Annotated in this window: 13 protein-coding genes; 5 read left to right on the forward strand and 8 right to left on the reverse strand. The window is 60.3% G+C overall.

What is annotated here, in order from left to right; translation table 11 throughout:
- Nucleotides 1–110: 110 nt before the first annotated feature.
- A complete protein-coding gene (locus HX786_RS14690) occupies nt 111–803 on the forward strand; it encodes a helix-turn-helix transcriptional regulator (protein WP_008430768.1) in 693 nt (230 codons plus the stop codon).
- Here the strand turns inward: HX786_RS14690 and HX786_RS14695 are convergent.
- Entirely contained in the window at nt 800–1,753 is a 954-nt protein-coding gene (locus HX786_RS14695; RefSeq protein ID WP_008430770.1) for an adenosine deaminase, read from the reverse strand. The two genes, HX786_RS14690 and HX786_RS14695, sit on opposite strands and share 4 nt — an antisense overlap.
- Nucleotides 1,754–1,947: 194 nt before the next feature.
- Here HX786_RS14695 and HX786_RS14700 point away from each other — a divergent pair, with 194 nt between their 5' ends.
- Entirely contained in the window at nt 1,948–3,036 is a 1,089-nt protein-coding gene (locus tag HX786_RS14700; protein ID WP_003211166.1) for a calcium:proton antiporter, read from the forward strand.
- A 155-nt stretch (nt 3,037–3,191) separates the two neighbouring features.
- On the opposite strand, the gene HX786_RS14705 is transcribed toward HX786_RS14700, so the two are convergent.
- The 3 genes from HX786_RS14705 to HX786_RS14715 all read right to left on the reverse strand — a co-directional run bounded on the left by HX786_RS14705 (nt 3,192) and on the right by HX786_RS14715 (nt 5,760).
- Nucleotides 3,192–4,550, reverse strand: a complete 1,359-nt coding sequence (locus HX786_RS14705; protein WP_178912267.1) for an 8-oxoguanine deaminase — start codon at nt 4,548–4,550, stop codon at nt 3,192–3,194.
- A 146-nt stretch (nt 4,551–4,696) separates the two neighbouring features.
- Nucleotides 4,697–5,383, reverse strand: a complete 687-nt coding sequence (locus HX786_RS14710) for an SDR family oxidoreductase (RefSeq protein ID WP_003211169.1) — start codon at nt 5,381–5,383, stop codon at nt 4,697–4,699.
- 26 nt (nt 5,384–5,409) lie between these two features.
- Entirely contained in the window at nt 5,410–5,760 is a 351-nt protein-coding gene (locus tag HX786_RS14715) for a MerR family transcriptional regulator (protein WP_003211171.1), read from the reverse strand.
- 83 nt (nt 5,761–5,843) lie between these two features.
- Here HX786_RS14715 and HX786_RS14720 point away from each other — a divergent pair, with 83 nt between their 5' ends.
- Nucleotides 5,844–6,236: a hypothetical protein gene (locus tag HX786_RS14720; protein WP_178912268.1), complete on the forward strand. Its 393-nt coding sequence runs from the start codon at nt 5,844–5,846 to the stop codon at nt 6,234–6,236.
- Between the two features lie 302 nt (nt 6,237–6,538).
- On the opposite strand, the gene HX786_RS14725 is transcribed toward HX786_RS14720, so the two are convergent.
- The 4 genes from HX786_RS14725 to HX786_RS14740 form a co-directional block, all read right to left on the reverse strand.
- Entirely contained in the window at nt 6,539–7,120 is a 582-nt protein-coding gene (locus HX786_RS14725) for a YigZ family protein (RefSeq protein WP_102368022.1), read from the reverse strand.
- Between the two features lie 12 nt (nt 7,121–7,132).
- Nucleotides 7,133–7,792, reverse strand: coding sequence for a TetR/AcrR family transcriptional regulator (locus HX786_RS14730; RefSeq protein WP_003211175.1), 660 nt, complete (start codon nt 7,790–7,792; stop codon nt 7,133–7,135).
- An 87-nt stretch (nt 7,793–7,879) separates the two neighbouring features.
- Entirely contained in the window at nt 7,880–9,274 is a 1,395-nt protein-coding gene (locus tag HX786_RS14735; RefSeq protein WP_003211176.1) for a uracil-xanthine permease family protein, read from the reverse strand.
- 86 nt (nt 9,275–9,360) lie between these two features.
- Entirely contained in the window at nt 9,361–10,281 is a 921-nt protein-coding gene (locus tag HX786_RS14740; RefSeq protein ID WP_087693467.1) for a LysR family transcriptional regulator, read from the reverse strand.
- A 125-nt stretch (nt 10,282–10,406) separates the two neighbouring features.
- Here HX786_RS14740 and HX786_RS14745 point away from each other — a divergent pair, with 125 nt between their 5' ends.
- Nucleotides 10,407–11,756 carry an aspartate aminotransferase family protein gene (locus HX786_RS14745; RefSeq protein ID WP_177080352.1) on the forward strand — a complete coding sequence of 450 codons (1,350 nt, stop codon included), beginning with the start codon at nt 10,407–10,409 and terminating at the stop codon, nt 11,754–11,756.
- Between the two features lie 39 nt (nt 11,757–11,795).
- On the forward strand, nt 11,796–13,289 hold the full coding sequence (locus HX786_RS14750) for a CoA-acylating methylmalonate-semialdehyde dehydrogenase (RefSeq protein ID WP_003211182.1): 1,494 nt from the start codon (nt 11,796–11,798) through the stop codon (nt 13,287–13,289).
- Nucleotides 13,290–13,564: the final 275 nt, after the last annotated feature.

Consider the following 13,564-nt stretch of genomic DNA (forward strand, 5'->3'; position numbering starts at 1 on the left):
GCTTCTGTCCTTGGTTGCGCTGTAAGACGGCACGGAACCCGGCGTTTTCACGCTTATACTTTTCCGCCCGACGCAGCAGACAAATGATTCAACAGGGAGTGAATGAGCACATGGAACAGGCACCTTGCATCAGTCAGATCGCCACCTTGCTGGCCGACCCGAAACGCACCGCGATGGTGTGGGCATTGATGGACGGCTCGGCCAAACCCTCCGATGAGTTGGCGACACTTGCCGGGCTGTCATCGGCCTCGGCGAATGCGCATCTGACGCGATTGACGGCCGGTGGCCTGTTGCGTGTCGAAGCCCGCAGCGGCAAACGCTTTTTCCGGGTGGCCGCCGCCGATGTGGCGGCCGCCGTGGATGCATTGGCCTGCACCACGATGGCCAGCGTCGCCCGCAGCACGCCCATTCATTCGCGGTCATTGACTGCGCCTGCGGCTTTACGGCGAGCGCGGCTGTGCCATGGTCACCTGGGGGGCGAGCTGGCAGCGGGTTTGTATCAACGGATGATGGCGGCCGGGTGGATCGAGCGCGCGGAACAGCGTACGGACGTGACGCCGTCAGGTGCGCGTAAACTCGCAGCGCTGGGGATTTTTACCCAGGCACTGGCTCAGCCGATCGTGTGCGATTGTTTTGATTGGAGCGAACAGCAGCCACACCTGGGCGGTGCGTTGGGGGCCGCGTTGTTGCAGTTGTGCCTGCAGTCGAACTGGGTCAGCGTGATCAATGAGTCCCAGGCGTTGCAGGTCAGTGAAGCCGGGCAACTGGAAATTGCCCGGCTCGCCAGACCGGTCGGTGATTAAGGCTTGACCAACCGTGCATCCAGGCTGTTTTGCGCCAGGCGTTTGGCCTGGTCCTGGGTCATGCCCAGCGAGGTGTACAGCGCATGGAAGTTCTCGGTGACATAACCGCCGAAGTACGCCGGATCGTCCGAGTTCACCGTCACTTTCACCCCACGCTCAAGCATGTCGAGGATGTTGTGCTGGGACATGTCGTCGAACACGCAGAGCTTGGTGTTGGACAACGGGCACACCGTCAGCGGGATCTGTTCGTCGATGATCCGCTGCATCAGGCGCTCGTCTTCAATGGCGCGTACGCCATGGTCGATACGCTGGATCTTCAGCAGGTCGATGGCTTCCCAGATGTACTCCGGCGGGCCTTCTTCACCGGCGTGGGCGACGGTCAGGAAACCTTCGTGACGGGCACGATCAAACACGCGCTGGAACTTGCTCGGTGGGTGGCCCATTTCCGAGCTGTCCAGGCCCACGGCAACAAACGCATCACGGAAGGGCAGTGCCTGGTCGAGGGTTTTTTCGGCCTCTTCTTCGCTCAAGTGGCGCAGGAAGCTCAAGATCAAACCGCTGGTGATGCCCAGTTGTTGCTCGCCGTCTTTCAAGGCGGCGGCAATGCCGTTGAGCACCACTTCGAACGGTACGCCGCGGTCGGTGTGGGTCTGCGGGTCGAAGAACGGTTCGGTGTGGATCACGTTCTGCGCCTTGCAGCGCAGCAGGTAGGCCCAGGTCAGGTCGTAGAAATCCTGGGAGGTGCGCAGTACATCGGCGCCCTTGTAGTAGAGGTCGAGAAACTCTTGCAGGTTGTTGAAGGCGTAGGCCTTGCGCAGGGTTTCGACGTCGTTCCACGGCAGCGCGATCTTGTTGCGTTCGGCCAGGGCGAACAGCAGCTCAGGCTCCAGCGAGCCTTCCAGGTGCAGGTGCAATTCAGCCTTGGGCAGGGCGTTGAGCCAATCGTACATTTATAAATTCTCATCAGGTGCAATGGCGGCATTCTACAGGCGCACGCCGAAATAATCGGCAAAACCTGACCAAGCGGTGAGCATCCACAGGCACCGTGCAAGCAGTGCATGAACTAAGGTGTAACGAAACGTTAGCGGCGCGGTGCAGTCTGTACCCCATCAATGACGGATTCGCCGCGTTCAAAAGGCCTGCAATGCTCACATCTATCAAGCAAGAAAAATTCATGCTGCTGGCGCTGATTGCCGCCATCGCTGCCTACCCGCTGGAGCACTGGATGCTGCACAGCGGGCAGATGGTGGCGCTGTTGGCTGGCATAGCGCTGATCGGCTTTATCGTCGTGGCCTCGATGCGCGTGGCCCATCACGCCGAGCAACTGGCGGAAAAGGTCGGCGACCCCTACGGCACCATGATCCTGACCCTCGCCGCCGTGCTGGTGGAAGTAGTGATCCTGGCGATCATGATGAGCAACGAGCCCTCGCCGACCCTGGTGCGCGACACCATTTATTCGGCGGTGATGCTCGACATCAACGGCATCCTCGGCCTGGCCGCGCTGATGGGCGGCATCAAGCATGGTGAACAGTCCTACAACGACGATTCGGCGCGCACCTACAGCGTGATGATCCTTACCGCCATGGGTGTGTCGATGGTGGTGCCGGAATTTATCCCCGAGGCCGACTGGAAAATTTACTCGGCCTTCACCATCGGCGCGATGGTAGTGCTCTACACGTTGTTCCTGCGGATGCAGGTGGGGCCCCACAGTTATTTCTTCAGCTACAGCTACCCGGAAAAACGCCGCAAGAAACAGCCGGAAGAAGAGTCGCCGCCGATCAACCTGGCGTTTTCCATCGGGACGTTGGTGTTTGGCGTGATCGTGATTGGTGCGTTGGCCGAGGTGATGTCCAAGACCCTCGACCTGGGCCTGGAAGGCACGGGCGCTCCACCGGTAATCACGGCGATCATCGTGGCTGCGATTTCCGCCGCCCCGGAGATTTTGACCGCGTTGCGCGCAGCGCTGGCCAACCGCATGCAGTCGGTGGTGAACATCGCGCTGGGGGCTTCTCTGTCGACGGTGATTTTGACCGTACCGGTGATGGAAGCCATGGCCTTGTACACCGGCCAGCCGTTTCAGATGGCGATGACGCCGGTGCAGACCGTGATGGTGTTTATCACGCTGATTGTCAGTGCGATCAACCTCAACGATGGCGAAACCAATGCCATCGAAGGGATGACCCATTTTGTGTTGTTTGCGACGTTTATCATGCTGTCGCTGCTTGGACTGTAACCAATCCTGAAAACACCGCAGAAATAATTGTGGAAACCGGGCTTGTGTGGGAGCGGGCTTGCTCGCGAATACGGAGTGTCAGTCGCCAGATATGTTGACTGACCCAACGCATTCGCGAGCAAGCCCGCTCCCACATTTGAAAAGTGTTTCTTCAGTTAAGTCCGGTTGATCAGTTCCCGTGCCGCCTGGCTGTGATCGGCAATCAAGCCTTTCAGGTCCAATCCTTCGACCTGCCCGTCGATCACCCGCCATTTGCCGCCGACCATCACCCGGTCCGCTCGGTCGGCGCCACACAGCAGCAGCGCCGAGATCGGGTCATGGCTGCCGGAGAAGCGCAGTTCATCGAGCTTGAACAACGCCAGGTCGGCCTGTTTGCCTACGGCCAGTTCGCCGATGTCGCTGCGACCAAGTAACTGCGCCGAACCTTTTGTCGCCCAACCCAACACCCGTTCCGGGGTGATCTTCTCTGCCCCGTAACGCAGGCGCTGGATGTACAGGGCCTGGCGCGTTTCGAGGATCATGTTCGACGCATCATTGGACGCCGAACCGTCCACCCCCAGGCCAATCGGTGCGCCGGCGGCCAGCAGGTCCAGCGTTGGGCATATCCCGGAAGCCAGGCGCATGTTCGAGCTCGGGCAATGGCAGATGCCGGTACCGGCAGCTCCGAGGCGTGCGATTTCTTCAGGGTTGAAGTGAATCCCGTGGGCCAGCCACGTGCGCGGGCCTAGCCAGCCGACGCTGTCGAGGTAATCCACGGTGCGCAGGCCGAAACGCTGCAGGCAGAAGTCTTCTTCGTCGAGGGTTTCCGCCAGGTGGGTATGCAGGCGCACGTCGAGGTTGTTGGCCAGCTCGGCGCTGGCTTCCATGATTTCCGGGGTGACGGAAAACGGCGAGCAGGGCGCCAGGGCGATCTGGATTTGTGCGCCGTCACCGCGCTCGTGGTACTGGCGGATCAGGCGGCGGCTGTCTTCCAGAATCACTTCGCCTTGCTGCACGGTTTGTTGCGGTGGCAGCCCGCCGTCGGCCTCGCCCAGGCTCATGGAGCCGCGGGTGAGCATGGCGCGCATGCCCAGATCGCGCACGCTGTCGACCTGCACGTCGATCGCCTGTTCCAGGCCGTCCGGGAACAGGTAGTGGTGGTCTGCCGCCGTGGTGCAGCCCGAGAGCAGCAGTTCGGCCAGGGCCACTTTGCTCGCCAGCGCGAGTTTTTCCGGGGTGAGTCGGGCCCAGACCGGATACAGGGTTTTCAGCCAGGGAAACAGCGGCTGGTTGACCACCGGCGCCCAGGCGCGGGTCAGGGTTTGATAGAAGTGATGGTGGGTGTTGATCAGCCCCGGAAGCACCACATGCTCGCGGGCATCAAAGACTTGCCCACAGGGCACGGAGGGTTCTTGGCCCCAGCCCAGCACTTCGGTGATCACACCGTCTTGCAGCACCAGGCCGCCACGGGCGTCGAGGCCATTGGCAGTGAAAATCGCGAGGGGGTTTTTTAACCAGATACGGGTCGCAGGCATTGGCCGGCTCCTCTGAATGATGGGTTCAGGTTTGCCAGCTCAGTGTTGCCCTGTCTGCTGATCCAGGGTCGCCGGGGAGGGCGAGGTGCGCAGTTTACGTGTGGATCGTTATCGACGGCAATCGGCCGATAACGATCCCGGTTTTTTTACCAGGCGATGGTGTCGCCCTTGTAGTCCACAAAGTGATGGCCGCCCTTGCCGGTGTAGGCATTTACCTGGTCAACCAGGCCGCGCACGCTGGTGGGCACGTCGATGTGGGCGTTTTCGCCACCCATGTCGGTCTTCACCCAGCCCGGATGCAACGACAGCACGGTCAGTTTCTGATCGCCCAATTGGGTGACGAAGCTGTTGGTCATGGAGTTGAGGGCGGCCTTGCTGGCCTTGTACAGCGCCAGGTCCGAGCCGTCGGGAATGGTCACACTGCCCAGGATCGAACTCATGAAGGCCAGCACGCCGGTGCCTGGGCGGATCTGCCCGACAAAACGCTGGGCCAGGTTGATCGGCGCCACGGCGTTGGTGAAAAACAGTTGGCCGACTTCAGCCAGGGTGGCGTGGCCCGGTTCCTGGTTGGCTGGGCCTTTGACACCGGCGTTGACGAACAGCAGGTCGAAGGTTTTTTCCTTGAGGCGCTGGCTGAGGGCGATTACCGCCTGCTGGTCATCCATGTCGAGCTTTTCGATTTGCACCTCGCCCAAGGCCTTCAAGGCATCGGCCTTTTGCGGGTCGCGCACGGTGGCGGTCACCTCCCAGCCGTCCGCCAGCAGTTGCTTGGCCAGGCCAAGGCCCAGGCCCCGGGAGGCGCCGATAATCAGTGCGGTTTTTGAAGTGGACATGAATGGCTTCCTTTGACGGTGGAGGTTCACGGGTTCAGTGGACAACGCTGGCCGAGCCTTTGCTGCAACTCCTGGCGCAGTTGGTCGAGTTCGGCGATGCGGGTTTCGATCAGGTTGAGCTTGTCTTGCAGGAGCTGGGTCACGGCGCTGTCGGGGTCTGGAGCTTGCCATAATGCGCCGACGCTGTTGCCGATTTCACCCAGGCTGAAGCCCAGGCGCTGGGCGGTCTTGATGTACAGCACCAGTTGCACCATGTCGGCGGGGTAGTCACGGTAACCGTTGGCACTGCGTTGCGCGGCAATCAGCCCGCGTTGCTCGTAGAAACGCAGGGTGTCGCGACTGACCTGGCTGGCCTGGGCTAATTCGCCGATACGCATGTAGAGGGCTCAAGGGGGCTTGACCCTGGAGCATACTCCAGGCTTTAGCCTGCTGGCTTCTTGAATTTAAGGAGCTTACGGCTATGTGGACCGCACACCAATACCGTCGACTGGTTCGGGCCAGCGGTTGGTACGACCTGATCGTCACCGCCGCACTGGTCACACCCTGGACGTTTGTCCTGCTGCATAACGCCCTGGTGGCGTTGAACCTGCCCGGCGAGCTGCCGCCGTTCGCGCCTGTGCATATGTTGATGGCGAACCTGATGGGCTCGATTGTCTGCGTGTGGTCGGTGCTGCGAATCCGCGACCCACAAGCGATCTTTGGCCGCTACGACGCCGCCGGCCGAGTGCTGTTTGCCACCTGGCAGATCTACGCGCTGGCCCATGGTGCCAGTACTGTATTGGTGATTGTCGTGGTCTTTGAAGTGCTGTGGGCGGTGGCTCAGTTGATACCGGTGCGCCGAGTAACAAATTGATCAAAAAATGCTCAGTTGTGCCGGAACGTTGCAGGCTCTGCTGGGGGGGCACTCTTGCACGGGTTATCCACAGGTTGCTCCACAGTAATTGTGCGCAAGCGTGACCGGTGGATATAAGCGATGTGGCCCTTTGTTCTAAAGGACATAACCCGCCTAACTGACTGTTTTTGAGCTGGATTAATACTTTCGTGCAGTGCCTTGAACAAAAACTGTACAACCGCCTGAAACCCTTGTGACAGAAGGGTTACAGGCGAGTGTGCTCAGGTTATCCACAGGCAGGTGCACAGTAGATGTGGGCAGTTTCAGCGCTCCAGCAGAATGCGCCCGCGACTCAGGTCGGCGAGCTGCGCTTGCAGGGTGTCGATATGTGCCTCGCCCAGGGCCAACTGCAGGTCGACGCCATTGGCGGTGAAGGTTTCTTCCATCACCAGCCCACCCAGTTCGGCCACTCGCAGCTTCACCAACTGCAGCTCGGCAAAACCACAGGAGCAACTCAGCGGCACCCGTTTGATCAGCTCGACGCGTTCGGCGGCTTGCAGGCATTTGTTCGCGCCGCCGCCATAGGCGCGGGCCAGGCCGCCGGTGCCCAGTTGGATGCCGCCGTACCAGCGGATCACCAGCACCACGACCTGGTCGCAATCCTGCGCTTCGATCGCGGCCAGGATCGGGCGCCCGGCCGTCCCGCCGGGTTCGCCGTCGTCGTTGCTGCGGTATTGATCGCCGAGTTTCCAGGCCCAGCAGTTGTGCGTGGCGTTCAGGTCGCTGTGCTGGTCGATGAAGGCCTGGGCGTCCTGGGGGCTGCTGATCGGGGCGGCGAGGGTAATGAAGCGGCTTTTGCGAATTTCTTCGCGAAACTCGCAAAGGCCGGTAAGCGTGAAAGGCATGGGTAACTTCGTTTAGAGGGCCGGCTTGATGCCACAGCCTTTGAGAATGATGTGGATAAGGTTGGTGCCGGCGTCTTCCATGTCCTGCTTGGTCAGCTTGGTGCGCCCGGTCACGCGGCAGATCTGGGTGGCAAAGTCGGCGTAATGCTGGGTGCTGCCCCACAGCAGGAAGATCAGGTGCACCGGGTCGATAGGGTCCATCTTGCCGGCGTCGATCCAGGCCTGGAATACCGCCGCACGGCCGCTGAACCAGGCGCGGTAGTCCTGGCTGAAATATTCGGTCAGGCACTCACCGCCGCTGATGATCTCCATCGCGAAGATCCGCGAGGCTTGTGGCTGGCGCCGGGAGAATTCCATCTTGGTGCGGATATAGCGGGTCAGGGCGGCCGCCGGGTCATCCTCGGCGGTCAGGGTGTTGAAGGTGCTGTCCCACAATTCGAGGATGTTGCTGAGCACCGCGATGTACAGGCCCAGCTTGTTGGTGAAGTAGTAGTGCAAGTTGGCTTTCGGCAACCCGGCGCTCGCCGCGATGGTGTTCATGCTGGTGCCTTTGTAGCCATGACGGGCGAACTCGTCTTCGGCGGCCTGCAAAATCGCTTGTTCGTTCTTTTGGCGAATGCGGCTTGCAGGTTTTCCGGCGTGGTTGCTGTGGGCAGGAACTTCGAGGCTCATGGAGGTTTCCGTGCAGATCGATGAAGGCGACGTGTGCACAGATAACCCACCCTCAAGCCCCAGACAAGTCCCGATACGATAAAACCCTTAAAGCGGCTCCAGAGTGTCGCTTTCCAGGGTCCGGTTTGCGGCATCCACGGGAGCCTTGGCTTCAGGTAGCAGCAGGCACAATACGATGGCGGTCAGGCCGCCGCTGGTGATGGCCGAGTCGAACAGGTTCTGCACCAGGGTTGGCATCAGGTGCAGCAGGTTCGGTTGCGCCGCGATCCCCAGGCCGACGCCGAACGAGGTGGCGATGATCAGCATGCTGCGCCGATCCAGCGGGGCCTGGGCGAGAATGCGCACGCCGGCCGCCGCTACGCTGCCGAACATCACCAGGGTTGCGCCGCCCAGCACCGGCTTGGGGATTTGCTGCAGCACCGCACCAATCAACGGAAACAGCCCGAGGCAAAACAGTACCGCGCCGATGTACAAGCCGACGTAACGGCTGGCCACGCCGGTCAGCTGGATCACGCCGTTGTTCTGGGCGAATGTGGTGTTGGGAAAGGCACTGAAGGTGGCGGCGATCATGCAACTGATGCCATCTCCCAGTACGCCACCCTTGAGTCGGCTTATATAGGAAGGGCCGCTGATGGGCTGGCGGGCGATCATGCAATTGGCAGTGAGGTCGCCGACGGTTTCGATGGTGCTGATCAGATAAATCAGTGCTACCGGCAGGAAAGCGCTCCAATCGAAATTGAAACCGAAGTGGAACGGTGTAGGCAGGCTGATCAATGGCAAGTCAGGCAAGGCTTGGGGCACCAATTTGCCGCTGAACCAGGCGGCGAGGCTGCCCAGTGCGAGGCCGATGATAATGGCGGAGAGCCGTACCCATGGCGTGTTCGAGCGGTTCAGCAGGATGATGGTCAGTACCACGAACAGGCCGAGTGCCAGGTTGGTTGGCGCGCCGAAGTCCGGGGCATTGAAGCCGCCTCCAAGGTCAGTGATGCCGACCTTGATCAGGCTGATGCCGATCAGTGTGATGACGATGCCGGTCACCAGCGGCGTGATTACCCTTTTGAGCTGACCGATGAAACGGCTCAACACGACCTGCACTGCGGCGCCGAAGAAGCAGATACCGAAAATCATCGCCAGGATGTCTTCCGGGCTGCCGCCGCGTTGCTTGACCAGAAACCCGGCCGACAATACGGCGCCGAGAAACGCGAAGCTGGTGCCTTGCAGGCAGATCATCCCGGCGCCAATGCCAAACGGCCTGCGCGCCTGGATGAAGGTGCCCACACCGGAAACCATCAATGCCATGCTGATCAGGTAGGGCAGGTGGGCGGTCAGGCCCAGGGTAGAGCCGATGATCAGCGGCGGGGTGATGATGCCGACGAAGGCAGCCAACACATGCTGCAACGCGGCAAGCAATGCAGGCAAAGGTTTGGGCCGATCGTTGAGGCCGTAGATCAGGTCGCTGGGGGTGTTGGATTCTGGCGGCATGGCGGGGAACTCATGGCTGACGGTTCGAGATCCCCTTGTCTTGCAAAAAGCTGTCCAGTTGCTCAGGTTTTTCTGTAAGGCCCGTGTTAGCGCGTTGCGGCCAGACTTTCGAGAAAACTTTCCAGCACCAAATGAGGGCGACGGCCCTTGCGCGTGACCGAAGCGAGGCTCAAATCGTAAAAACGTGTTGCCGGTTTCAGCGCGCGCAGTCGGCCTTGTTGTACCCACAGGCTGGCGTAGTGGTCGGGCAGGTAGCCGATGTAGCGGCCGGTCAGGATCAGGAAGGCCATGCCCTCGCGGTCCGAGGCACTGGCGGTGCAATTGAGTGCCTGGTAGTGCGCCTGGATATCCGCGGGCAGGCGGAAGGTTGGGGCGATGGCGTCCTGGCTATTGACGCGGTCGTCGTCCAGTTGCTTGTCGTCGGCGTAAAACAGCGGGTGGCCCACTGCGCAATAGAGCAGCGAGCGTTCGCTGTACAGCGGCTGGTATTCAAGTCCCGACAAGGCGCTGGCCTGGGGGACTACGCCGACATGCAGGCGGCCGTCGAGCACCCCTTGTTCGACTTCATTGGGGGCGATCATGCGGATCTGGATCTGTACATCCGGGCCGCGTTCCTTCAACTGTGCCAGGGCGTGGGTGATGCGCATGTGGGGCAGGGTGACCAGGTTGTCGGTCAGGCCGATGATCAGTTCGCCGCGCAAGTGTTGGTGCAGGCCGTTGACCTCGGTGCGAAAACTTTCCAGGGCGCTGAGCAGCTGCAACGCCGACTGGTACACCTCGCGTCCTTCTTCGGTCAGGGAAAAACCCGCCCGCCCGCGTTGGCACAGGCGCAGGCCAAGGCGCTGTTCAAGATCACTCATTTGCTGGCTGATGGCCGAGCGGCCAATCCCCAGTACGGTTTCCGCCGCCGAGAAGCCACCGCACTCCACCACGCTGCGAAAGATGCGCAACAGTCGGATATCGAAGTCGCTGACTTGGGCCAGAGGGTCGGGTCGACGGCTGCTCATAGTTTAGTAAAGGCCTGACTGAAGGTTAGAAGAGTTGGATTTCACCGACTTTATCCCCGTGGCAATTTAGCTGCAACAACGCTTTTCAATCCCGACGCTGCCTTTTGCCTTGCGAGGTTTTGCTCATGAACATGCCCGAAAACGCTCCGTCCACCCTGGCCAGCCAACTGAAGCTGGACGCGCACTGGATGCCGTACACCGCCAACCGTAACTTCCATCGTGACCCGCGCCTGATCGTGGCGGCCGAAGGCAGCTGGTTGACCGATGACAAGGGGCGCAAGGTGTATGACTCGCTGTCGGGTCTGTGGACCTGCGGCGCCGGGCACACTCGCAAGGAAATCCAGGAAGCGGTCTCCAAGCAGTTGGGTACGTTGGACTACTCGCCGGGCTTCCAATACGGTCATCCGTTGTCGTTCCAGCTGGCAGAAAAGATTACCGACCTGACCCCGGGTAACCTGAACCATGTGTTCTTCACCGACTCCGGCTCCGAGTGTGCCGATACCGCGGTGAAGATGGTGCGTGCGTACTGGCGCCTGAAAGGCCAGGCGACCAAGACCAAGATGATCGGCCGTGCCCGTGGTTATCACGGCGTGAACATCGCAGGTACCAGCCTGGGCGGCGTGAACGGTAACCGTAAGATTTTTGGTCAGGGGCTGATGGATGTTGACCATCTGCCTCACACCCTGCTGGCGAGCAATGCGTTCTCCCGTGGCATGCCGGAGCTGGGCGGGATTGCCTTGGCGGACGAGCTGCTCAAGCTGATCGAGTTGCACGATGCGTCGAACATCGCTGCGGTGTTTGTTGAACCGATGGCGGGCTCTGCCGGCGTGCTGGTTCCGCCGCAGGGTTACCTGAAGCGTCTGCGTGAGATCTGCGATCAGCACAACATCCTGTTGGTGTTCGACGAAGTGATCACCGGCTTCGGTCGTACCGGTTCGATGTTTGGTGCTGACAGCTTCGGCGTGACCCCGGACCTGATGTGCATTGCCAAGCAAGTCACCAACGGCGCGATCCCGATGGGCGCGGTGATTGCCAGCACCGAGATTTATCAGACGTTCATGAATCAGGCGACGCCAGAGTACGCGGTGGAGTTCCCGCACGGCTACACCTACTCGGCCCACCCGGTTGCCTGCGCGGCTGGCTTGGCGGCACTCGACCTGCTGCAGAAGGAAAACCTGGTGCAGAGCGTGGCCGAAGTCGCACCGCATTTCGAGAATGCGCTGCACGGCCTGAAGGGCAGCAAGAACGTGATCGACATTCGTAACTATGGCCTGGCCGGTGCGATCCAGATTGCCCCGCGTGATGGTGATGCCATCGTGCGTCCGTTCGAAGCGGGCATAGCCTTGTGGAAAGCCGGCTTCTACGTGCGCTTTGGCGGCGACACCCTGCAGTTCGGCCCAACCTTCAACAGCAAGCCGCAGGACCTGGATCGCTTGTTCGATGCGGTCGGCGAAGTGCTGAACAAGATCGACTGATTCCTCCTTCTATATAGAACAACTTTTCAGGAGCCCTGCATGAGCCTCATCCAGCATTTGATCAACGGCCAATTGGTCACCGAAAACGGTCGCACTGCCGACGTGTACAACCCGTCGACTGGCCAGGTGATTCACCAGGTGCCGTTGGCCAGCCGTGAAACCATTCAAAGCGCCATCGATTCGGCCAAGGCAGCTTTCCCGGCCTGGCGTAACACGCCACCGGCCAAGCGTGCCCAGGTGATGTTTCGTTTCAAGCAATTGCTTGAGCAGAACGAAGCGCGTATCTCCCAGCTGATCAGCGAAGAGCATGGCAAGACCCTGGAAGATGCGGCCGGTGAGCTCAAGCGCGGGATCGAGAACGTGGAGTACGCGTGCTCGGCGCCGGAAATCCTCAAGGGCGAGTACAGCCGTAACGTTGGCCCGAATATCGATGCCTGGTCTGACTTCCAGCCGTTGGGTGTGGTGGCCGGTATTACGCCGTTCAACTTCCCGGCGATGGTGCCGTTGTGGATGTATCCGCTGGCGATCGTCTGCGGTAACTGCTTCATCCTCAAGCCGTCGGAGCGTGATCCAAGCTCGACGCTGCTGATTGCACAGTTGTTGCAGGAAGCTGGCTTGCCTAAAGGCGTGCTGAGTGTGGTGCATGGCGATAAAGGCGCGGTGGATGCGCTGATCGAAGCGCCGGAAGTCAAGGCGTTGAGCTTTGTCGGCTCGACGCCGATCGCCGAGTACATCTATTCCGAAGCCACCAAGCGCGGCAAGCGTGTACAGGCGTTGGGCGGGGCGAAGAACCATGCGGTGCTGATGCCGGATGCGGATCTTGATAACGCTGTCAGTGCCTTGATGGGCGCGGCGTATGGTTCTTGCGGTGAGCGTTGCATGGCGATCTCTGTTGCCGTGTGTGTCGGCGACCAGGTGGCTGACGCATTGGTCGCCAAGCTGGTGCCGCAGATCAAGGCGCTGAAGATTGGTGCGGGCACCACGTGTGGATTGGACATGGGGCCGCTGGTCACTGGCCAGGCGCGCGATAAAGTCAGTGGCTATATAGAGGACGGCGTTTCTTCGGGTGCTGAGTTGGTCGTCGATGGTCGTGGCCTGAGTATTGCCGGTAATGAAGATGGCTTCTTCCTGGGGGGCAGTTTGTTCGACCGCGTGACCCCGCAGATGCGCATCTATAAAGAAGAGATCTTCGGGCCGGTGCTGTGTGTGGTTCGGGTGAACAGCCTGGAAGCGGCCATGCAGTTGATCAACGATCACGAGTACGGCAACGGCACCTGTATCTTCACCCGTGACGGTGAGGCGGCGCGGTTGTTCTGTGACGAAATTGAAGTGGGTATGGTTGGCGTCAACGTGCCGTTGCCGGTGCCGGTGGCTTATCACAGCTTTGGTGGCTGGAAGCGCTCGCTGTTTGGCGACTTGCATGCCTATGGGCCGGATGGGGTGCGGTTCTATACGCGTCGCAAGGCGATTACCCAGCGCTGGCCGCAACGGGCCAGTCATGAGGCGTCGCAGTTTGCCTTTCCTAGCTTGTAGGTTCGGTAAGTAGAAGGCCGGCCCCTTGGGGCCGGCCTTTGCTTTTCAGGGCATTTTTGACCGATATGACAGTATTGTGAAAAAAGGTGTTGACGGCAGATTCTGGAAGTCTATAATTCGCCCCACTTCCGGCGCAGTCGAAACGGAAAACTCCTTGGTAAACAAAGAGTTATGTAGGTTTCGACAGCGAGCTGCTTCAGATCATCGAAGCCCAGAAGGAGTTAGTAAGGCAGTGTTGTTTGGCCCTATTAACGTTTCGATCTTCTCGGTCGAAA

This window comes from Pseudomonas sp. 21615526 (genome assembly GCF_013386245.1).
Classification (GTDB): domain Bacteria; phylum Pseudomonadota; class Gammaproteobacteria; order Pseudomonadales; family Pseudomonadaceae; genus Aquipseudomonas.